We start from the raw sequence: 22,766 nt of genomic DNA, 5'->3' as shown, positions 1-22,766 counted from the left end.
GATGGAACTAATGGCGCTGACGGTGCAGACGGTACAAACGGCGTGGATGGAACTAATGGAACTGACGGAGTAGATGGTGCTTCAGCTTATGATGCTTGGCTTTCATCAGGGAATACAGGAACAGAGCAAGACTTTTTGGATTCATTGATTGGTGCGGCTGGAACTAATGGCGTTGACGGTGCAGACGGTACAAACGGCGTGGATGGAACTAATGGAACTGACGGAGTAGATGGTGCTTCAGCTTATGATGTGTGGATTGCAGCTGGCAATACGGGAACAGAACAAGACTTCTTAGATTCTTTGAAGGGTGCTGACGGAACTAATGGTATTGATGGAACTAATGGTGTTGACGGTGCTTCAGCTTATGATGCTTGGTTTGCAGAAGGGAATACAGGAACGGAACAAGATTTCTTAGATTCACTAAAAGGAGCTAAAGGCGATGATGGTAATTCTGTTACCGTAACTGATAATGGTGACGATACAGTCACAATTACTGATGGCACAAACAGTGTAACAATTTCTAAGGGTGTAGATGGCCAGGACGGAGATACGCCAGTAATTGGAACTAACGGTAACTGGGAAATCGGTAGTGTTGACACAGGAATCGCTGCAACGGGTGCTGATGGACAAGATGGAGCAGATGGCCAGGACGGTGCTGATGGTGATACCCCTGTGATCGGAACAAACGGTAACTGGGAAATCGGCGGTGTTGACACTGGAATTGCTGCTACTGGACCACAAGGAGATCAAGGTATTCAAGGAAATAAAGGTGATAAAGGTGATGATGGAGATACGCCAGTAATCGGAACTAACGGTAACTGGGAAATCGGTAGTGTTGACACAGGAATCGCTGCAACGGGTGCTGATGGACAAGATGGAGCAGATGGTCAGGACGGTGCTGATGGAACTGACGGTGTTGACGGAAACGGAATTGCCTCTACGGTTGATAACAATAATGGCACGTTCACAATTACCTACACAGATGGTTCAACATTCACAACCTCAGACTTAACAGGGCCACAAGGTGAACAAGGCCCTATAGGGTTGACTGGTCCAGCGGGAGCAACAGGCGCAGAAGGTCCACAAGGTCCAGCAGGCGTTGATGGCGCTAACGGAAATGGAATTGCCTCTACGGTTGATAACAATAATGGCACGTTCACAATTACCTACACAGATGGTTCAACGTTCACAACTTCAGACTTAACAGGTCCACAGGGTGAACGAGGCCCTATAGGATTGACTGGCCCAGCGGGAGCAACAGGTCCAGAAGGTCCACAAGGTCCAGCAGGCGTTGATGGTGCTAACGGAAATGGAATTGCCTCTACGGTTGATAACAATAATGGCACGTTCACAATTACCTACACAGATGGTTCAACGTTTACAACCTCAGACTTAACAGGTCCACAGGGTGAACAAGGCCCTATAGGGTTGACTGGTCCAGCGGGAGCAACAGGCCCAGAAGGTCCACAAGGTCCAGCGGGTGCTGATGGACAAGACGGCGCGCAAGGTCCACAGGGTGAACGAGGCCCTATAGGATTGACTGGCCCTGCGGGAGCAACAGGTCCACAAGGAATTCAAGGCCCAGTAGGTCCAAGTGGTGCTGCTGGCGTTGGTGTCGCATCGATAGATGATAACAATGATGGAACCTTCACTATCAATTACACAAACGGTGGAGCGTTTACCTCTTCAGATTTAACAGGTCCGACAGGCCCAGAAGGCCCTCAAGGTCCCCAAGGTCCAAACGGCGTTGTAAATCCTAAAGACCTAACTGCAGGCGACACTTCCATTACCGTTACAGACGGTACGGGAGCAACCCTAGTGGATGCCAATATAAGAGTAGCAGACGGTGGGATCTCAAGCGTTAAGTTAGCAGATGCAGCAGTAACACCTGCAAAAGTTCATGTTGATGTTGCTGGTAGTGGACTCGTAAAAAACACGACAAGCAACGCCTTGGACGTACAGGCAAACAACGGATTAAACGTTGATGCTACAGCTGATGCCGTTCAATTGGGTGGGGCGTTAATCAAGCCAACCGCAATCAGTACAAGTGCAGCCAATACGTTGGCCGTGACAGGATTGCAAACGGGTACTTTTGAGGATAATATTATGGTCATTGACAGAACATCTGGCGTTATAAAGCAGTTAAAAGCAGCCATGCCTACCTTCTTTTATATGCCGTCTATTGTGGTCTATACAGCGGCAGATCAGATGCCTGCAGGAGGAACGTTTGGTACTATTGACCTCTATGCGCAATATCAGGATCAGTTCGGAACGCCAACGGTCCAAAACCCAGGTTTTACTACTTCATTGCCAGTATTACCAGCCAGTGAATTGGATTATTTTATCACTTGGTATGATGAGAGTGTGTTTGAGAATGTATCGGTCACTGATGCAGGTATATTGACTTATGATGTTAGAGCCAATGCGGATGTCACCATGGCGTCGTTTATGAATATTGTATTCTCTGTAAAACCTTAATTGATGATGTATTCTAAAATAAAATCTATCATATTAGGTATAGCATTTGTATTGCTTGCAACTTATAGCAAGTTGCAAGCACAGTGCTATCCTGGCGAAATAGTGACGGCCTCATTTGCAACTGGTGGGTCAAGCCCTTATATCAATGATGTATTGTGGTTAACTTGGGGGTCTACGAGCCAAGCTGACTACCCTCATGGAAGACATAACCAACCACTAGCTGTCGGTGACAAATCCTTTGCTTCCATCCCGCTGGGAAATGATCAATGGCTTTGTATTGATGCCGAAATCACCGCCATTTCTGGAGGTGCTGTTAGCTCTTACGCTCCTGGAAATTATTCGGGAGATTACCTCGATGATCTGTACAATATTGGTGGGAATGGCGGCAACAATAGGTTGGTTTCAGGAATTCAAAACAGAGCCTCGGGTGGTCTTAGTACCATCACTATTAGGTGTAAAGCTACCATAGATGGGGTGCCAATCCGCCTTGCAGGATTGGTGGTAGCCGATGCAGAGTCCTTATCTGCCTCAGAATATATTTATACCACTGCAGATGGTGAATGGAACTTGGTGGAGGTAAAGAAAAATTTAAGTCGTGCTGCGTATAATGTTCGAAAAGAGATTGTAAATGTTGGCAGCATTCCAACTTCACAGAGAACCATGAAGTTTCTTAGAGGAAACGACCAACAAACCATGGCGGTCTCGTTTTTAAAGTTTAATGAATCTGCTTATAATAAGACAGGAAGTGACCCTGATCTTTCTGTAACTATTGAGACCACAATTAAAGGAAGTGGTATAACCGCCATAGCTTTAGGCTTATTGCCTCCCGAAGTGGATGGTGGAGATGCACCGCAAACTTATGGCTATCCAATGCACTTGATTCAAAGCTTGAACTTTAGTGGTGATGGTATTGCACCAGTAGCCGCAGGAAGTACGTCTTCAACCAACATCAATACCGAAGGCTACCAACCAGGTAGTTTAATTCCAAATAATGAGTTGAACCATTTGGGCAGTACGGCTCCTGATACAGAACGGATTCCGTTACATTCATATGATGCGATGGGTGATAATAACCATGGTACAGCAGGACCACTTGAAGAAGACGCTTGGCCAGAGGCCCTCAAAACTTATTCTTATAAGGTTTATGTACCAAACTCCCTAATCACTGCCACTATCCCATATCGAAGTCATAGCGATGGTTACATCGCAGGTTGGATTGATTTTGACCGAAGTGGAACGTTTGACCCAAGTGAAAAAATTGAAGTCTTTGCGCCTTCCACCGGCGGTGCCATGGGAAGTGTAGTCATGGAATGGACTGTCCCACCGTCTCGGGTGGCGTATGGTACTTTTATAAGGTTACGTCTGTCGGAAACACCCAATATGGGACCTACGGAAACTGTTAATACAGGGGAAGTGGAAGACCATAGGCTGCGTATTTTAACTCCTACGGTAACCAATCCGATGATTCATAGTAGAGGAAAATTTAAAAATTAAATATGAAAAATTCTTTTTTACATAGATGTATTTTCCTGCTCATTACTTTTAATGTGATGGGCCAGACCAGTAATTCAGGCCTATTGTACGTCAGTGAAGGTACGCAGTTCTCAACCGTAGAACGTTTTGACAACCTTGTCACAGGTTCGTATTTTAACGATGGCGATGCCTTTATCTACAACCACTTTAACAACGATGGCATCGTAGATTTTCATTTGAACACTGGACTCACCAGATTTATAGGCAGTGCCGATCAGGTGCTGAGCGGAACAAATGTCAGTTACCTCTATAATGTCTATTTCAACAATTCGAGCCACGCGGTGCCGTTCCAGTTATTGGGACATCTGCATATCAGTGGCGAATCTGATTTTTATGATGGCATTGTGGACAACGACAACTTTGGAGGTGAAATCACTTTCAATACTAATGCCTTCCATAGCAACACGTCAGATGATAGCCATGTGGACGGGCCTGTAAACAAATTGGGCGAAAATGAATTTACCTTCCCTATCGGCGATGGTGGTTACTACCGCTTTGCTGGGATATCCGATCCTGAAAATGCCGACGCCTTTTTTGAGGGCAAATACTTTTTTGAGAATTCCGATCCGCTTTACCCACATGCACTAAAAGCGGGGGTGATCAAGGAAATTGACCATCAGGAATACTGGACTATCGAAAAGAACAGCAGCAACACCGATAACGGACTGATCACACTGTCTTGGAGAGATGCAACCACGCCTGCAACCATGATTGCTGGTGCTGAAGCTGGAGATTTGACCATAGTACGTTGGAATGCCGCCACAAACATGTGGGTGGACGAAGGTGGTGCAATCGACATCGACAACCAGACCGTTACAACAGCAGTAAATGATTATGGCGTCTTTACTTTTGCACGGGTCAAATCCGATCTCGTACTGCCTTGTAACATTGTGGTCTATAACTCAGTGACGCCCAATGGCGATGGCAAGAATGATTTTTTCCTGATTGATCTGTCCAACAGCAATGAGTGCGCCAAAAACCTAAAAGTCCAGGTATTTAACCGCTGGGGTGTAAAGGTCTTTGAAACCAACGATTACGGAGTCAACGGCAACGTATTTGATGGCTTTTCCTCTGGACGCTTAACCATGAAGAACTCTGAAAAATTACCATTTGGAACCTATTATTATATTCTTGAATACCAATATGGCTTAGACGTGGAACAAAATTTTCATAAACAGGCAGGATTTTTATATCTAAGTTCAGAATAACATGAATCGAATTCTTATGACTATCAAAAAATCAAACCTTCTTGTACTCGTATTATTCGGAAGTCTGCTATTTATGATGCCCACTGCTCGGGCACAGCAAGACTCACAATACACCCAATATATGTACAATACTATAAGTGTGAATCCGGCATATGCAGGTTCACGTGGCTCTTTAAGTATGCTTGGGGTCTATCGCAACCAATGGGTAGGTCTGGATGGGGCTCCAAAAACTCTAAACTTTTCAATGCACTCGCCCATTGGTGTGAGAGGTGTTGGATTGGGACTTGGCTTTACCAGCGATCAGATTGGTCCCTCGTCGGAGAGTCTGGTCACCGCAGATTTCTCCTATACCATACCCATGGCAAACGATCTGAAACTGTCCTTTGGGATGAAGGGTGGAGTCTCCATTTGGGACTTGGACCCGAACAAATTGAACATCTACGATCCCAACGATTATGATCTCAGACAACAGAACAACAGCTCGCCCGTAGTTGGCGTAGGTGTATATCTGCATACCGAAAAATGGTATGTGGGGCTTTCATCGCCCAATATGTTGGAAACTGAACATTACGACGATGTCCAAGTGTCCACTGCTACAGAAAAGACCCACGTATACTTAATAGGGGGCTATGTATTTGATATTAATCCGAACTTCAAGTTGAAACCGGCTATTTTGGCCAAAGCCGTTGTTGGAGCACCCTTGGCTCTTGATTTCTCGGCCAACGCTTTGTTGAACGATAGTTTTACTTTAGGCTTGGCCTACCGTCTTGATGCAGCGGTCAGTGCTCTGGCAGGATTCCAGGTCTCGGACCGTATCATGATCGGTTATTCTTATGATTACGATACCACCGCATTGGGCAATTATAATGATGGCTCACACGAGATATTTCTGCGTTTCGAACTTGGCACCAGAATGAGAGCGAAAGTCAATCCAAGATTCTTTTAACTGTATTTAAAAAAGATGTCATGAAAAATAGTATTACCCTATATAGTTTCCTTGTATTTTTTATCGGTCTATCAAACATCGCTTTGGTTCACGGACAGGATAAAAAAATGGAAAAAGCCGCTGAGAACTATGAAAAATTGGATTATGTCAATGCCCAAAAGATCTATTTGGCCGTTGCAGAAAAAGGCCATCAATCCGAAGAACTTTTTACAAAACTGGCCAACAGTTATTACTTCAACGCTCAATATGATCAAGCTGTAAAATGGTATGGAAACCTTTTTGAACTTAATCCAAACCCTGAAAATGACATTGTCTATCTCCGTTATTCCCAAGCTTTAAAAGCTATGGGTGATACTGATAAAGCCTCAGAATACTATGACGTTTTTGCTTCCAAAAACGACCACGTAACAGGAAAGAAAGCTCGAAATTACGCCGATATCATCGAGCAAAATTCGGGAAGATATGACATAAAGACCTTGCAAAAGGTGTACGATGAAGAGAAGATCTCATTCGGCTACTTCAAGACTGGAAACACCTTATATTACGCCTCAACAAACGATACGAAAACGCTTTTAAACAAAAGAAGCGCCTGGGACGGTCTTAGTTTTTTGTCACTTTACAGTATCGAGCTCGATTCGCTGAACCAAGCTCTTGGCCATTCCGAAAAGCTTACCGGGAGCCTGAACAGTAAGTTCCATGAATCGTCACCAGTTTTTACCGCAGACAATAATACGATGTACTTTACACGGAGCAATATCACAGCCAAAAACAGAAAGGACGATCAAAAATTAAAGATCTACAGATCAGAAAAAATCAACAACAAATGGCAGAAAGCTGAGGAACTGTCCATCAACAGTGATCATTTTTCCACCGCACACCCGGCATTGAGTCCAAATGGAACAAAGCTCTACTTTTCATCGGATAGACCTGGAGGCTATGGAGCGTCAGATCTCTATGTGTCTACTATAAATACCGATGGTAGCATTGGTGAGCCGGTAAACCTGGGCCCCGAAATCAATACCAGGGGTAAAGAGACCTTCCCGTTTGTTTCTGCTGACCATGAACTGTATTTCTCGTCCGATGGCCATTTTGGATTGGGTGGTTTGGATGTGTTTTATATAAAAATTAAAGAGGACGGTTTTGGCAATCTTTTAAATGTTGGTGCTCCGATCAACACTTATGCCGATGATTTTGCGTTTGGCATCGATCCGTCCACTCGTAGAGGATTTATAAGTTCCAACCGTGCAGAGACTGAAGGTACGTTTGTTTACGATAATATTTATACCTTTTTGGAAACAGCGCCAATCATTGATGTCTATTTTGCACAGATCCAAGGTTTGGTTACCGATAAACAAACCGGACAACCAATTGAAGGTGCCAATATCGTGTTGACCGATTCTGACAATAAGATCTATAAGCAGGTTCTCACCAATCACCAAGGCTTTTATACCGTTGAAACCGATAAGTTTGATTCATATTTCGTGAAAGCAACCAAGGAAAGGTATGATTCTGATGAACATTTGTCCAAGGCAAATTTGGCGCATCAGCGCATCGACTTCCAACTGCAGACTAATGAAGTTCCTTTAGCTACAGGAACCGACTTGGCCAAGGTGCTGAACATTCCAATCATTTATTTTGATTTTGATAAATCAGATATTAGAAAAGATGCCCAGGTAGAATTGGAGAAGGTTTTGGCTGTACTTGACCAGTATCCTAACATAAGACTGGAGATTAGGTCGCATACTGACAGTAGAGGAAATGATGCCTATAATCAAAAGCTTTCCCAACGTCGTGCAACCTCCACGCTTAAATACTTGGTTGATAATGGCATCCCGGAATCGAGATTGCAGGCCGTAGGATTTGGAGAAAGCAGATTGGTGAACAAATGTAGCAATGGCGTTCCATGTTCTGCTGAAGAGCATCAGGAAAACAGGCGCTCTGAGTTTATTATTATAGATTAGAAATAGTCCCGCAGATTTCGTAGAGATGAGAATTCTGATAGGATCATTTAAAAGATAGAGTGAACCACTGTTATTAAGCACAAATTAGAATTTTTGGAATATATCTTAGAAACCGAAGCAATGTCTTCGGTTTTTTTGTGAAACACTTGTCTTCCGATTGGCAGGCAAATCCCAAAAGCGATGCGCATTGGGTTTTGATGGTTGAACCATTCCCGTTTTTGGTCGGAATCCAAACCCCTGTCTACTGCGGCAGGCAAAACCCATAAACAAAGTACAACTGCGTTTGATGGTTGAACTAATTCTTATCTTGACCGAAGATATTTATTTTTGAGACACAATCAATTTTGCAATAAGCCCTATATTAGCAAATAAACCAATTTACCTTGAGTACTGTAAGCGTTTTTATTTCCGAGAATATTAAAGAGCTGTTACAGTTTTTAAGAAGCATCAGTTTTTCAAAAGCCATCCGGGTAGGTATCGCTGTTACTTTACCTGTACTTATAGGTCTTAGGTTTGGATACCTTGAAATTGGATTGGCACTGAGCTTTGGTGCCTTTTGGAGTTCGCCAAGCGATGTCATTGGCAGTTTTAGACATAAAAAGTTTGGCATTCTTATGTCTGCAACATTGATTATGATAGTCAGTTTCATTAAGGGTTATCTAGATGTCGAGCTCTGGCTGTTACTTCCCATATTGGGCTTGATCACTTTTGCTATTGCTTTAATTTCGGTATATGGTTTCCGAGCATCGCTTATCAGTTTCTCTGGTCTAATGGCTTTTGTATTGAGTTTTTCGCTCGAATCCGAATTGGAAATTTATCAGTATGCCTTGTTGTTGGGAGCTGGTGGACTTTGGTATTTGCTGCTTTCTAAGGTGTGGTATCGTATCAATCCAAAGGCTGAAACAGAAGAGTTTTTATCCGAAACATATTTACTTACCGCAGAATTTATAGAAACAAGGGGAAAATTGATGGATCCAAATGAGGACCATGAAAAATTACAGTCTCAATTACTTAAACTACAAAGTGATTTAACCACGAACCATGAAACCTTACGGGAAATTTTGATCCTTTCCAGAAAGGCCTCTGGTTGGTCAAATTATCAGAATAGACGCCTGTTGATATTTGCCCAATTGATAGAAATGTTGGAAACGGCCATTGCCAATCCGGTGAATTATGATCGGATGGATGCGCTCTTTAGAGCACATCCGCAATATGTTAAAAGATTTCAAGACCTGATCTTTGAAATGTCTGCTCAATTACGGCTAATGTTCGAAGCAGGCAATGATTCGCGGAAACTACCGAAGAATGCGACTATGAACCAGTGTTTTGAAAAGGTGAGACATGAGGTGGCCTTACTTCGGGAGACTGAGTATTACGAAGAATATCTTATGCTTCAAAATCTGCTCGGGTATCAAGAAAAACAATCGGAAAAACTTAAAAGAATAAAATGGCTTTTAGGAGACCATGAACTTGCAGAAACCGATTTAATAGATAGGAAAAAAGCCAGACGCTTTATCGTACCCCAAGATTATGATCCGTCATTATATTTTAGAAGCTTTAGTTTCAAATCGGCTATTTTTCGGCATTCCGTTAGATTGGCGGTTACCGTAATGATCGGATATGCGCTCGGGTCAATTTTTGCCTTTCAGAATCCCTATTCTATTTTATTGATTATTATTGTTATCATGCGGCCCAGTTACGGACTCACGAGAAACCGAGCCAAGGACCGTATGATTGGGACACTTATTGGTGGAGCAATTGCTTTTGGCGTGGTTTTTCTCATACAAGACCCCTATGTGTACGCCATTATGGGCATTATTTCTTTGGTAATTGCCATTTCCTTGGTGCAAAAAAACTATAAAGCTTCAGCAACTTTCATCACATTGAGTGTGGTCTTTATTTATGCCATTCTTATCCCTGATGTCTCAAGTTTAATAAAATTTCGCATCTTGGACACCCTGGTTGGCGCGGGACTGTCTTATGCTGCTCTGCTGTGGCTGTGGCCCACTTGGGAGTTTACGGACATCAAGGATAGTATCATAAAAAGTGTGAATGCCAACAAGGATTTTCTTAATAAAATCACCGCATATTATCAACTTAAAGGACATATTCCAACCTCCTATAATATTGCACGCAAACAAGCTTTTTTAGAAACCTCAAACCTTAGTTCTGCCTTTCAGCGCATGACCCAGGAACCCAAATCCAAACAGCGAAACATAGATAAAATCTACGAACTGGTGGTCTTGAACCATGATTTTTTGGCATCAATGGCCTCATTAAGTACTTATATAAAGCATTACGATACGACTGAGGCGTCCGAACGTTTCATAGCTGCTACAGAAAAAATAGAGTATAATTTAGAGCGAGTCGTCCAATGTTTACAAAACAAAACCTGCGATGGTATGATAATATCTCCTGAAAATAAACGTTTTTTTGAAGCTTCAAAAATTATTAACTTAACATCTAAGGATAAGGAAGCGTTACGTGGATTTCAAGAGGCCCATCTGGTTTGGGAACAATTGGAATGGCTTTATTCTACCAGTGGTCAAATGCTCAAATTAACCGAATCTATGGAGCTGAATTGATGACATTACAATTTTTAGTTCGTATTATATTAAATACCCATAAACATTTATTAAAAGTCTGAATCCAAGTTTTAGCTGAGCATTGGACTAATTTTGAATTACTTTTGTCACATCATTGTTAATATGCTTTTATATTTGAAACAATAATTCGTTCCATGATCCAAAATATACAATCAAAAATCAATTTGAGTTTATTCCTATTTCTGTTTTGCGTGGGATTTTCACAGCTTGTTTTTGCTCAAGAAAATAAGCCGAAAGTGGCGTTGGTTTTAAGTGGAGGAGGAGCAAAGGGGATTGCGCATATTCGCACGCTTCAAGTATTGGATTCTTTGCATATTGTGCCAGACTTAATTGTCGGCAACAGTATGGGGAGTATTGTAGGAGGACTTTATGCGATGGGATATTCAGGCGATAGTATTGCCAGCCTTACAAAAAATGCAAATTGGGAAAAATTATTGGGGGGAAGAGTATCACTGAATAAGGTAGGTGCTGAAGAAAAGAGCGAGTATAATAAGTACTTGATTGAATTGGATTTCAAAAACGGGAATATTAATACCGGTCTTTATATTCTTAACGATCAGAATTTAAGAGAGTTTATTTCGTTTCTTGCTGTTCCAAGTTACGAAATTGAAGAGTTTGATGATTTGCCCATACCTTTTAGAGCGGTTGCCACTGATATTATAAATGGAGAAGAGGTTATTTTGGACCATGGGTCTCTTGCAGTTGCCATGCGTGCCAGTATGTCAATACCAGGGGTTTTCTCGCCAGTACGACATAAAAATACACTTTTAGTAGATGGTGGATTGCTCAATAATTTTCCGGCAGATATTGCTAAAAACTTAGGTGCAGATATTATTATTGGGAGTGATGTTGGATCGGACCCCAAGACGATTGAAAGCTTAACTAGTATTAGTGCTTTATTGTTTCAAGGAACAATGATGAACAGCAATAAAAAACGGCCCGCAAATCGTGAACTTTGTGATATTCTCATTGATCATGCCCCATATTTGACCCATACTACATCAGATTTTTTCAAAGCGAATGCAATTTATGAAGAAGGAAAAATAGCTACAAATCAACAAATTGATGCGTTGGTTGCTTTATCTGAAAGACTGAAAAATTATGAACAAAGAAAACATGAGCTCCCAGCCACTAAAACTGAATTTGTATTTGATAGCATAGTCTATCAGGATATTAGTCAGTCAAATTTGGCGCTTGTTAAAGCCAGAACTGCCATACAGCCTCATAAGGCATATACAATTCAAGACATTGAAGATGGTTTAGGTAGAGCCATGGGAACTACAATTTTTAAAGATATTGAATTTACGCGGCTTAGGGAAGATGGTAAATTTGGCCTTATATTAAAAGGTGTTGAAAAATCAAAACATCAGCTTAAAGGATCTTTACATTTTGATGGTTATCGTGGTGCGGGACTTATCATGAACTATACCGGTAGAAATATTATAGGTGACGCGTCACGATCGCTCATAACCTTGGATATTGCCAAGCAGCCAAAAGCGAGAGTACAATACCAGAAGAATTTTGGTAGTGATCGGGATTGGTGGTGGAGAACTGAAGTTTTTGGTCAACTTCTTGAGCAAAAAATATTTCTTGAAGGAAAAACAGTTGATGAGGTCAAATTAAATTATTTTGAATTTGACAATCAGATTAATAGAAATTTAAGCTCATTGAAAAGTTATGTGGGCTTTGGTGTCAAACATAAATACACCCAATTAAAACCAACCATCGATCCTGAAGTTAAAAACAATATTCTTAGTTTAAAAAAATATAGGTTTTCAACTTATGAGTTCTATGCACAATTTAACTATAGCAATTTAAATGATGTGCTATACCCAACCAATGGCCGTCATATTCAAGCTGTTTTGTCAAGGGCACTGCACAATAATATCCATGTCACCTATATAGATCCTAATGTAATGGTATTAGATGTGCCTAGCAACAACTATACAAAATTGAGTCTTGGATTTGAAGAGCGGGTGCCACTTGCATCTAATTTGACAGGAATTGTCAGCCTGAATTCGGGTTTCCTATTTGAAGGTTATAGCAAACAAAATGAGTTTTTATTTTCAACCTTTGGTTATGGCGCTAAATATTTTTTAGGAGGAAATATTATCGATCCAAGACGCGACAATTATACATTTTCCGGATTGACGGAAAGCGAGTTGGCCGTAAGTCAATTTATAAAGGTTGGTTTTGGGCTTCAAATAAAGTCGATTAGGAATTTATTTTTTACGCCACATTTTGAAATCGCTTCTGTAGGTTACGGTACCTTTAATGATTATTTACCCAATGCTTTTTCTGCCAAAGGGAAGTGGGAAAACTACGATGATCCCAGTTTATTGGCTTCGGTTGGAACAATGGTTTCTTATAAATCAATTCTTGGGCCTGTAAACTTTGATCTGTCATGGGTGAATAGCACCAATAACCTCAGATTTTTTATTGGCATCGGATTTCCTCTAAATCGCTCTAATTGATAGGACCATTATAGTCTTCTCTGCAAAAGGATATAATTAGTGTCACATTTTTATCCGTCGTAGTGAAAGTGTTCATCTTAAACAATATTCATTTAAAACTCCGTTTCTTGGCCCACTAACTTCCATCCAGCCCGGGTAACTTCCAGTTTCATGATCAGATTGGTCACCAAGGTTTCCAATAAATTTTCTTGATTGCCAATGGTTGCTACCTCAACTTGAATAATAATCTCTTCAGGATTTGTTTCTATAATATCTCTATTGATCGAGCGAAGAAGTAATTGGTCATTGGTTTCAATATGGCTTAACACCCAAAACCGAACGTTTGATTCAATATTTAAAGAACACTGAATAGAAACTTGATAATAGGTTTCTTTAACTTTTGTTTTACGGTATGCTGAAAGTTTTGATAATCGCACACTTATAGGTCTGAGAATCAAATGGGACAAAACAACGGCAGTGGTAGTCACTATTGCTCCAGCGAAGAATCCCATCCCGGCTAGGGTTCCCACCGCAGCTGAACACCAGATAGTGGCTGCGGTATTTAGACCTCTCACACCAAATCCATCTTTCATGATAACGCCAGCACCGATAAAACCGATGCCGGTGACTATCTGTGCCGTAACCCTTCCAGGATCTCCTCCTGCCAGACTATGTAGATCTAAAGATAATAGTACATAAGATGCTGCACCGATGGCAACTAAGGTATTAGTCCTTAATCCGGCATCTTTTTGCTGCCACTGTCGTTCAAAGCCGATAATCCCACCCAACAAAAACGCGGCACCAATGCGAAAAATGTATTCGGTTATCTCCACAGATCCATCCATATAATTACTTTATTATTGTTCAAAACCGATATCATGTAAGGAATATGATGATGTCATCCATTTAAATTCCCAACACGAAAAACGAACCACAAACATAGTCATAAGGTGCCATAACTCAAATATCAACTCAATGACTTTTTAGCAAAAAATGAAATAATGATCCCCGGTATTGACAACGCAATGGCAAGGTAAACTAAACTCATTGGAGAGTAAATCCCGAGTAATAGTCCCGCAACAGAAGATGCTATCATAATGGACAGGTTGAAGACAGAAGACTGAACGGATGTGGCCACGTCTTTCGCCGTTTCTACCTGTCTACTTACCGCTGCCTGCAACAGAGTAACCAAAGGTCCAAAAGAAACTCCCCATAAAAAGAAAGCAAAATGTCCCATCCCGGTTGTGCTTCCGAACATTAGAAAAATAATCATAGAGATGATCAGCAAGGCAAACATGGCTATGGTAAGCAGTCTTAAGTATTTATCGGTATATTTTATGGCCAACAGTACAGAAATCAAAGAGCCTATGCCAAAAAACAATAAGGCACTTTCAACACCTCCTGCCAACTGAATTTCATCAACCAGACTTGTGATATACACATAAACGCCATAGTGTGCTATAACGCCAAGTAGGGTAAGCAATAAAACGATTAATACTTCTGGTATCTTTAAAAGTGCGAATGGCGATGAGCTTTTCGTCAATTTTTCACCTGGAATGGAGGGCAATGCAAAAAAGCTGATTAATGCGATAACAATAATAAAGACACCAAGTCCAATAAATTCGGTTCGCCAGCCATAATCATTTCCTATAGCGGTCATGATCGGCATACCCACACTGATACCCAAAGTTGTTCCTGCCATAATTACGGCGATGGCTTTTCCGTGGTCCTTTTCATCCACCAATCGCATCCCGTAGGCTGCAATCATTGGCCACATAACTCCGGCACAAATACCACCAATAACCCTCAAAATAATGATGATGGTGTAATTGTGGACAAGTCCGGCGATTATATTGGAAATGGCAAATCCTCCAAGCAAGATCATCAACAAATATTTACGGTTGACTTGCATGGTCAAAGAGATGAGTGGGATAGCAAAAATTGCAGATGCGATGGCATAATAACCCACTAAGTTTCCTGTTTGCACCTCGCTGATATTCAAATCGGACATCATTAATGGGAGGACGCCTGAAGGCATCAATTCAGACAGTATTCCTACAAAGGTAACTGACGACATTAAGAACATGATCAGCCACGGAAAAACACTTTTGGCTTGTTCCGTAATATGTTGTTTACTCATATAATTTATTTTGAATGAAATTAAAGTTGCCTTGACCTTTTGGTTTTTTCAATAATAACTAAGAGATCTCGGCAACAACCTTCTATTTAATTTTTATATCGCAGATTTAGAAGAGGTTGCATACTCTTTTGTAAACACACAATTGGTGGTTGTGTAAACGGTAAACATGCATTTATTACAATGAATACATCTTCCCTCAAGTTGTGATTTATCTTTTAGTTTATTTACTAAATCCGGCTCGCGTAAGAGTGCTCTTCCCAATGCCACAAAAGAAAAGTCATGTCCCATGGCAATTTGCAGGTGTGAATAGTCATTAATCCCACCGAGTAAGATTATTTGTGCATTTTTTACGATAGGCTGAAATTGTCTGGCTGACTCTAACATGTATAAATCTTCGTACGGATACTCACCCAGCATTTTTTTTCCGAATAGTTTTACGCCTAACTTGAATATACCTGTTTGAGTTGCTGCCATACCATCAATATCTGTATCCCCGCGGAAAAGGTACATTTGTTTATATACGGATGAACCCATTGTTAGTTCAAAAGCATCAACAGCTTTTGTTTGATCAAGAATTTTTACAGTTTCTGTTGCTTCATCCAGCCAGATAGATCCTTTAATACCGTCATCCATTGAGATTTTAACAATAATTGCAACGCGATCTTTAATGCGTTCTTTTACGGCAAGAAGAATTTCCTTTGCAAATCGGGTTCGGTTTTCAATAGATCCTCCATACTCATCTTTTCGCTTGTTAATCCATGGACTAAAAAAAGCAGAGACAATATATAGGTGACCAAAGTGAAGTTCTATGGCATCAAATCCAGCATCGGCGGCAACTTCGGCCGCATCAGCAAATTGCGTAATAAGTTTCGAAATTTCTTCTTTGGTAACTTCTCGACAAACTTGAAAACTTGTCGGATTCATAAACCGAGAGGGTGCTATCGGTTGCACGCCAGTGATACTCTTGTGTGCAACCGGCCCGGCGTGACCAAGTTGGGCAGAAACCATTCCGCCTGCATCATGCATTGCTTGGGTAAATTTCTGAAGACCAGGAATATTTTCACGAATCATTAAAATTTCTCCGGGTGCTGCAAATCCTTCAGAAGATATAGCACAGTAAGCTAAAGTAGTCATCCCGGTTCCGCCTTCGATGAAACCACGATGAAAATCAATGAGAGACTGTGTTACTTTTCCTTCAGGGCTTCTACCTTCACTTGTTGCTGCCTTTATGATCCGATTTGGTAATGTTATAGGTCCGAGTTTTGCAGGTGAGAAAACATCTGGAACCTCATTTGATTGTGATAAATTATTCATTTAAATAGTCTTAAGTTTATTTGTGAAAATAGATACAATTTTAGAAACAAAGCATTTTAAAAGCTCAACGGGATATCATAAGCCATCTCTTTACGACGGAATAGGAAATCACCATTTCTAACCGATGCCAAGACGTCTACTCGTTTACGAATTGCTTCATATACGGTTGATTCATTAAGAACAATAAAGTTGGCCGCTTTACCTACTTCTAACCCGTAACTATCATGTATGTTTAAACAACGGGCGCCATTGTAGGTGATCAAATCAAAAACGATCTCAATCTCTTTTGGAGACATCGTTTGCGCCAAGTGGATGCCATTGTCAAGAATGTTCATCATATTCCCATTCCCCATTGGATACCACGGATCGTTAATGGAATCTTGTGCAAACGCCACATTAATACCTGATTCCATAAATTCTTTTACTCTGGTCAATCCTCTACGCTTTGGGTACGTGTCCTGACGTCCTTGTAAATAGGCATTTTCTGTAGGACAGGAAATAAAGTTCATCTTACTTTTTTGGAATAAATCCATCATCCTAAAGGCATAGGAATTATCAGCTGAACCAAACGAACAGGTGTGACTTGCTGTGGTTCTGGTGCCATAGTCTTCCATAAGGACAAGAGCGTTCAATAACTCGACAAAACGCGAATGGGTATCATCAGTTTCATCACAATGCACATCAATCATTTTATCGTATTTTAGAGCAAGACGGACAATATCGTGCACCGATTTTTCTCCGAATTCTCGTGCAGGTTCATAATGTGGAATTCCTCCCACGACGTCAGCTCCCATTTTTAGCGCTTCTTCCACTAATTCAAGTCCGCCCTTATACATGTACATCCCTTGCTGTGGAAAGGAAACAATCTGAATATCAACAATGTCCTTCAGCTCTTCCTTCATTTCCAACATGGCTTTTAGTGCTGTAAAGTTTGGATCTGTCACATCAATATGGGTACGGATATGTTGTACACCTTGAGAAACTTCATCTTTAATTCCTTTCATCGCCAATCGTTTTACACTTTCTACTGTGAGCGTTTCCTTGAATTTAGGCCATAATTCAATGGCTTCAAACAGAGTGCCTGAGCCAGCTCCTGCCTGTCCAAGTTCAGATAAGGTATAGACATAATCCAAATGCAAATGCGGATCGACATAAGGTGGTAAAACTAGTTTGCCTCCAAGATCAATCTCTTCGTCGCATTTTGGTAAATTAGCCCCGATCTGGTTAATTTTTCCATTTTCCACGATCATTTCGGTTGCGGCATCATTGCGATAAATTTTCGCATTAAAGAATTTTTTTTTCATTTTATATTTATTTGAAGTGAATATTACTTTTTGTGATTAGGATTGGTTCAATCCCTAATCGGCTTCAGTTAAGAAGCTTCAGTGAATTGTTTGATAATCTACAGCTATAATTCCAATATAGAACTGATCTTGGTCAGTGAAACTAAGATTATCGAAAGGTTTTTGGGTTTTAACACACAATAGTAGGATTGGATTTTTCCCAGCAGTGAGTTTTAATGCCCCGAGGTTCTTATTCTATCTAAAAGAGATTTTCAAAAAATCAGTCAAATTGGAATTGACCGTGGCAGAATGATGATAATATGAGGTGGTTTGGGAATGAAAAGTGCCATCCTGCGAGTCCATATCATTGCTATTATTTAGATAACCGAGTAGAAGTGGTGGCTATAAGCTGTGACGAATAGAAATTCTTCGTCACAGCCTTAAATATAAAGTTAATTGGACATAAAAGTTGGTTGAATGTTTAAAGTGTGATGAAAACAGAACGTCTTTCAATATTCTGAAGATTTCTTGTTTTGTGGCCTTTACCTTCAGTATCATCCATTAACAAGATGTCGCCACCTTTAAATATTCTTTTCTTACCCAATGAGGTTTCAATTTCAATTTCGCCATCTAACAATATGATGTATTGCTTTTGAGGTGCATTATGAAAATCATAATCATAATCTGGCTTTACTGTCCTAAAAACAATGTCCTTAACGGGAATTTCATCAGAAAGGAAACCAATTTCACCATCATTCTTTAATGGCATTTCAATATCCTCAAATTGACTGTCTCCATTTTCATCGCTATAAACTTTGGTGATTTTAATCATGGCTTAAATTTTTAATAATATCAACTAAAAATTACGCGGTTGGCTTCTTCCACCTCATCTGGAGAGATGGTATGTGGACGTCCGTCGTGTACCTGCAGAAAAACCTTGGCATTCATTTCTTCCAAGATATGAACACTTTCATGGACGCGTGATAACGGGACGTGGGGATCTGGATTTCCAGTCCCGATAAACACCGGAGTGTCGTTAAAATCACCAGAGTAATTCTCCAGGTTTATCTTGTCGCCAATTAGTCCACCGGTAAATGCAGCAACACCACCAAATTTTTGAGCATGGCGCGTTACAAATTCCAAGGTCAGACATGCGCCTTGAGAAAAGCCTAGGAAGTAAATATTTTCTGCGGTTATACCTTGCGCTGTTATGTCATCAACCATGTCTTTGAGTAAATTAAGAGCAGAAGAAAGCCATGGTTCATTTTGCTCAGGATTGGCCATGAAGGAGTAGGGGTACCAGGTATTATTTGTGGCCTCCGGGGCAAGTAATGCATATTTGTCCACATTAAAATGCGATGCCAGACCTAAGATATCCCGAGCATCGGCACCCCGACCGTGGACCATAATTAAAGCTTTATCGGCATCTTTTAATGATTTTCCCGCTGACTGTATATTTTTCTTGTGCATAATTTTATTTACATTTTAAGTTCTGGAAGTGCCTTTTCAATTTTATCTCGCATTGCTTTATATTGATCGGGCAATTGGAGCGAGCTTCCAAGATTTTCTACCGTTTCATCCGTTGCAAATCCAGGATTGTCCGTTGCAATTTCAAACAGAACCCCTCCCGGCTCACGGAAATAGAGGGAAAAGAAATAGTCCCGATTAATTTTCTCGGTGATATGTAAACCCCTTGCCACAACTTTTTCTCTCATTGCCATCAATGTTGCTTCGTCTTTCACCCGAAAGGCCACATGATGATTGGTGCCTCCAGCATTTAAACCTCTCGGAGCTTGTGGCTCTTCCAACAGATCTACCAAAGCTGCATTTTCTACTGCATCGGTTTGATATCGGGTTAAATTTCCTTCGTTTTTGATCTTTTTATAACCAAATACTTCGGTCAGGATAGCGGCCGTGGCGGTGATATTATTTAAGGTCAAGGTCACCGTATGAAATCCTTTAATGGCAACATCGGTTGTAATATCAGAGGCTGCATAACCTTTTCGATCATCCTGGTGTTTTGTTTCGATTAAACTGAGATATAATCCATCTGGATCTTGAAAAGTCAGGTGTTTTTCTCCGAACCGTTCACTGAGTTCTTTATGATTTACATTATGTTCTTCAAAACGGGATTTCCAAAAATCCAGGCTTCCTTTTGGAACGGAGTAGCCGATCTCTGTGGCCATCCCAGCGCCGTTATGGCCTTGTCTAACATTTGCCCAAGGGAAAAAGGTGAGAATGGTTCCTGGGCTGCCTACTTCGTCTCCAAAGTAAAAGTGATAGGTTTGTGGGTCGTCAAAATTAACGGTCTTTTTGACCAATCGGAGCCCAAGCGTTTTGGTGTAAAAGTCATAATTGCGTTGAGCGTCGCCAGCAATGGCGGTAATGTGGTGTAATCCTAATATATTGTTCATAATTTTTAAATTGTTTCTTTGGTTAAAATTTCGGTGTTGGGTACGGAATATATTCATCCTCTTCGCCTTCAATTTTAGGGAAGGATTGATTCTTCCATTTCTCTTTGGCTTGTTCAATACGCTCTTTATTTGATGACACAAAGTTCCAATCTATAAAACGTTCTTCTTCAAATGGCTCGCCGCCAAAAATATAAATGGTGCTATTTTCCTGAATTATAAACTCACAAAGAGTACTGTCTTTTGCCACAAGCAATTGTTTCGGCTCATACACATTCCCGTCACTTTCAATAGCGCCTTCAAGAATATATAAACCCGATTCGCCAAAAAGCTCATGACCAATATTAACAGTCTGTTGTGTTTTGCTTTTTATCTCCAACATAAACAGTTTGCTAAAAACAGGCACTGGCGATTGTTTGCCGAAAGCTTCGCCTGCCACGAGTTTAAATTGTAAATCGCCTTCTTTCCAGCTTGGGATTTCTTTTTCTTCAATATGAGAAAACTGCGGATCCATCAGCTCAAATTCTTTTGGTAATGCCACCCAAATCTGTAAGCCATGCATGTATAATTGAGAGTCGCGTAAATATTCTGGAGTTCGTTCTGAATGAACAATACCCTTTCCAGCGGTCATCCAATTGACTGCACCTGGCTTTATTTCTACTGCATTGCCCAAAGTATCTCGGTGCATTATACTGCCCTCAAATAGAAATGTAAGTGTAGAGAGTCCGATATGGGGATGCGCCAGTACATCAAAATTTTCACGTTCACTTAATTTAACGGGCCCCATATGATCGATATAAATAAACGGTCCCACCATGCGTTTTTGTCTGAACGGTAATAGACGTCCTACCATAAATTTTCCTATGTTGGCAGCTCTTTCTTCTATTATCAGTTTGATATTTGACATAATTAAAATCTGTTAAAAGTTATTCCCATCAGTGGGTATCGAAACCCTGAGTCTTCGAATATACAATTTTCTGATGGAAATTTATACATATAATTTCCGACATTCAGGTTTTTGAATACTATAAAAAAAGTCACTTTGGGGTCCTGTTTGTAACACGCAAAAAACCCGACTAAACGCCGGTTTCAGTGACCGATTTATTGGAAAGTGAAAAGCTTATCAATAAGCCAATGCCTAATAAAACAATACCTGCCGTGTAGGTTCTGGGCCCTATCATATCTGGGGTATTGACATAGTAATCGCGGATAAACGCCGCAAGTTGCGGACCAACTATACCGCCTATTGACCAAGCAGTGAGAATGACACCATAAACAATAGGCATAAGTTTTGCGGGAAATACGTCTAAAATATATGATGGCATGGCGCCAAATCCACCTCCGTAGCAGAGAAGTACATAACACACTAAAAAAACAAAAATCCATGGACTACTCGTAAATATCATAAGAATGAAAACCAAGATTTGAGTCCCTAAAATCAGTCTAAAAACTTGAATTCGTCCAATTTTATCCGAAATTGCGCCCCATAAGAATCGTCCAACACCATTAAATAATGAACTGATGGCTATCAGGGTTGCACCTGCCGCTGCAAGATCTTCGGTACTCAATGCTGGATCTTTTGCCTTTAATAAATCCTGAATCATTGGGGATTGCAAGCCAATAAATAGTATTCCTGCCGAAATATTGAGGAAGAAAATGAGCCACATGCCCAAGAATTTGGTGGAGAGCAAACTTTTTTTGACCGTTAAACTATCTTCGTCAGTCTGTATAACTGCATCCTTTAGGGGAGGAGAGTAGCCTTCGGGAACAAATCCTGCTGGTGGGTTTTTCATACTCCAAGCAGCAGGAGCTCCAATAACCATTAGGATTATAGCAATAAAGAAAAATACCTTTACCATATTTCCATTGGTCATGTCCATCAATATTGGTGCAATAATTTTTGACATAATTAACGCACCCAAGCCAAAACCCATAACCACCATTCCGGTGACCATTCCCTTTTTTTCGGGAAACCATTTTGCGGCTGTCGCCACTGGAGTTACGTAGCCTAAGCCCAAACCAATACCACCAATAACACCATAGCCGAGATAAAAAAGAGTCAAACTGTTTATGTGCATAGCGTATGCACTGATCAAATAACCAGCGCCATAAAGTAGTGCTCCGAGCGTTGCTAATTTGCGGGGGCCATATTTTGGAAGTATAATCCCTCCAACAGCTGCAGATAGACCGAGAAAGAGAATAGCCAAGCTAAATATCCAAATAGTTTGGACGTTGCTCCAACCATAAGCAGTCATGATTGGTTTTTGGAAAAAACTCCATGCATAGATGGTGCCTAGTACCAGCTGAAGAAGAGTTCCCATAAAAACAATAAACCAACGATTCAAATTGATTCTCTTCCGCTGACTGAGATGTTCTTTGCGGGCATTGGTTGAAGTATCAATCTGCATATATTTCAGGTTTGGCGGCTTCTAT

16 protein-coding genes are annotated in these 22,766 nt (G+C 40.8%); 7 read left to right on the top strand and 9 right to left on the bottom strand.

Going from position 1 to position 22,766, the window contains the following annotated elements; all coding sequences use genetic code 11:
• The 7 genes from H3Z82_RS18010 to H3Z82_RS17980 form a co-directional block, all read left to right on the top strand.
• On the top strand, window positions 1-2,478 hold a 2,478-nt coding region (locus tag H3Z82_RS18010), incomplete at its 5' end, for a hypothetical protein (protein WP_182206890.1).
• Window positions 2,479-2,481: 3 nt separating this feature from the next.
• Window positions 2,482-3,972, top strand: coding sequence for a CshA/CshB family fibrillar adhesin-related protein (locus H3Z82_RS18005; RefSeq protein ID WP_182206889.1), 1,491 nt, complete (start codon window positions 2,482-2,484; stop codon window positions 3,970-3,972).
• A gap of 2 nt (window positions 3,973-3,974) precedes the next feature.
• Entirely contained in the window at window positions 3,975-5,219 is a 1,245-nt protein-coding gene (locus tag H3Z82_RS18000; RefSeq protein WP_182206888.1) for a gliding motility-associated C-terminal domain-containing protein, read from the top strand.
• A 16-nt stretch (window positions 5,220-5,235) separates the two neighbouring features.
• Window positions 5,236-6,165 carry a PorP/SprF family type IX secretion system membrane protein gene (locus tag H3Z82_RS17995; protein WP_182206887.1) on the top strand — a complete coding sequence of 310 codons (930 nt, stop codon included), beginning with the start codon at window positions 5,236-5,238 and terminating at the stop codon, window positions 6,163-6,165.
• 20 nt (window positions 6,166-6,185) lie between these two features.
• Complete coding sequence (locus tag H3Z82_RS17990; RefSeq protein ID WP_182206886.1) at window positions 6,186-8,126, top strand: OmpA family protein; 1,941 nt, start codon at window positions 6,186-6,188, stop codon at window positions 8,124-8,126.
• 383 nt (window positions 8,127-8,509) lie between these two features.
• On the top strand, window positions 8,510-10,711 hold the full coding sequence (locus H3Z82_RS17985; protein WP_182206885.1) for an FUSC family protein: 2,202 nt from the start codon (window positions 8,510-8,512) through the stop codon (window positions 10,709-10,711).
• Window positions 10,712-10,866: 155 nt separating this feature from the next.
• The gene (locus H3Z82_RS17980) at window positions 10,867-13,206 is read left to right on the top strand and encodes a patatin-like phospholipase family protein (protein ID WP_182206884.1); all 2,340 of its coding nucleotides are present in this window, start codon (window positions 10,867-10,869) and stop codon (window positions 13,204-13,206) included.
• Window positions 13,207-13,298: 92 nt separating this feature from the next.
• Here H3Z82_RS17980 and H3Z82_RS17975 read toward each other — a convergent pair whose 3' ends face one another.
• The 9 genes from H3Z82_RS17975 to H3Z82_RS17935 form a co-directional block, all read right to left on the bottom strand.
• Window positions 13,299-14,030, bottom strand: a complete 732-nt coding sequence (locus H3Z82_RS17975) for an MgtC/SapB family protein (RefSeq protein WP_182206883.1) — start codon at window positions 14,028-14,030, stop codon at window positions 13,299-13,301.
• A 122-nt stretch (window positions 14,031-14,152) separates the two neighbouring features.
• Complete coding sequence (locus H3Z82_RS17970; RefSeq protein WP_394368120.1) at window positions 14,153-15,346, bottom strand: MFS transporter; 1,194 nt, start codon at window positions 15,344-15,346, stop codon at window positions 14,153-14,155.
• A gap of 72 nt (window positions 15,347-15,418) precedes the next feature.
• The gene (locus H3Z82_RS17965) at window positions 15,419-16,639 is read right to left on the bottom strand and encodes an NADH:flavin oxidoreductase (RefSeq protein ID WP_182206881.1); all 1,221 of its coding nucleotides are present in this window, start codon (window positions 16,637-16,639) and stop codon (window positions 15,419-15,421) included.
• Between the two features lie 56 nt (window positions 16,640-16,695).
• On the bottom strand, window positions 16,696-17,943 hold the full coding sequence (locus tag H3Z82_RS17960) for an amidohydrolase family protein (RefSeq protein ID WP_182206880.1): 1,248 nt from the start codon (window positions 17,941-17,943) through the stop codon (window positions 16,696-16,698).
• Between the two features lie 460 nt (window positions 17,944-18,403).
• Window positions 18,404-18,754, bottom strand: a complete 351-nt coding sequence (locus tag H3Z82_RS17955; protein ID WP_182206879.1) for a cupin domain-containing protein — start codon at window positions 18,752-18,754, stop codon at window positions 18,404-18,406.
• Window positions 18,755-18,774: 20 nt separating this feature from the next.
• Window positions 18,775-19,392: an alpha/beta hydrolase gene (locus H3Z82_RS17950; RefSeq protein WP_182206878.1), complete on the bottom strand. Its 618-nt coding sequence runs from the start codon at window positions 19,390-19,392 to the stop codon at window positions 18,775-18,777.
• Between the two features lie 8 nt (window positions 19,393-19,400).
• Window positions 19,401-20,336, bottom strand: coding sequence for a ring-cleaving dioxygenase (locus H3Z82_RS17945; RefSeq protein WP_235982488.1), 936 nt, complete (start codon window positions 20,334-20,336; stop codon window positions 19,401-19,403).
• 22 nt (window positions 20,337-20,358) lie between these two features.
• Entirely contained in the window at window positions 20,359-21,240 is an 882-nt protein-coding gene (locus tag H3Z82_RS17940) for a pirin family protein (protein WP_182206877.1), read from the bottom strand.
• A 169-nt stretch (window positions 21,241-21,409) separates the two neighbouring features.
• Window positions 21,410-22,741: an L-lactate MFS transporter gene (locus H3Z82_RS17935; RefSeq protein WP_182206876.1), complete on the bottom strand. Its 1,332-nt coding sequence runs from the start codon at window positions 22,739-22,741 to the stop codon at window positions 21,410-21,412.
• Between the last annotated feature and the right edge of the window lie 25 nt (window positions 22,742-22,766).

This window comes from Gelidibacter maritimus, assembly GCF_014062315.1.
GTDB lineage: Bacteria > Bacteroidota > Bacteroidia > Flavobacteriales > Flavobacteriaceae > Gelidibacter > Gelidibacter maritimus.
Note: the sequence above shows the minus strand (reverse complement) of the source record. Positions and strands in the feature narration are given on the sequence as shown.

Coding starts and splice junctions, on each gene's coding strand:
- H3Z82_RS18005 (WP_182206889.1), top strand. CDS start 2,482: ATGATGTATTCTAAAATAAAATCTATCATATTAGGTATAGCATTTGTA.
- H3Z82_RS18000 (WP_182206888.1), top strand. CDS start 3,975: ATGAAAAATTCTTTTTTACATAGATGTATTTTCCTGCTCATTACTTTT.
- H3Z82_RS17995 (WP_182206887.1), top strand. CDS start 5,236: ATGACTATCAAAAAATCAAACCTTCTTGTACTCGTATTATTCGGAAGT.
- H3Z82_RS17990 (WP_182206886.1), top strand. CDS start 6,186: ATGAAAAATAGTATTACCCTATATAGTTTCCTTGTATTTTTTATCGGT.
- H3Z82_RS17980 (WP_182206884.1), top strand. CDS start 10,867: ATGATCCAAAATATACAATCAAAAATCAATTTGAGTTTATTCCTATTT.
- H3Z82_RS17975 (WP_182206883.1), bottom strand. CDS start 14,030: ATGGATGGATCTGTGGAGATAACCGAATACATTTTTCGCATTGGTGCC.
- H3Z82_RS17965 (WP_182206881.1), bottom strand. CDS start 16,639: ATGAATAATTTATCACAATCAAATGAGGTTCCAGATGTTTTCTCACCT.
- H3Z82_RS17960 (WP_182206880.1), bottom strand. CDS start 17,943: ATGAAAAAAAAATTCTTTAATGCGAAAATTTATCGCAATGATGCCGCA.
- H3Z82_RS17955 (WP_182206879.1), bottom strand. CDS start 18,754: ATGATTAAAATCACCAAAGTTTATAGCGATGAAAATGGAGACAGTCAA.
- H3Z82_RS17950 (WP_182206878.1), bottom strand. CDS start 19,392: ATGCACAAGAAAAATATACAGTCAGCGGGAAAATCATTAAAAGATGCC.
- H3Z82_RS17945 (WP_235982488.1), bottom strand. CDS start 20,336: ATGAACAATATATTAGGATTACACCACATTACCGCCATTGCTGGCGAC.
- H3Z82_RS17940 (WP_182206877.1), bottom strand. CDS start 21,240: ATGTCAAATATCAAACTGATAATAGAAGAAAGAGCTGCCAACATAGGA.
- H3Z82_RS17935 (WP_182206876.1), bottom strand. CDS start 22,741: ATGCAGATTGATACTTCAACCAATGCCCGCAAAGAACATCTCAGTCAG.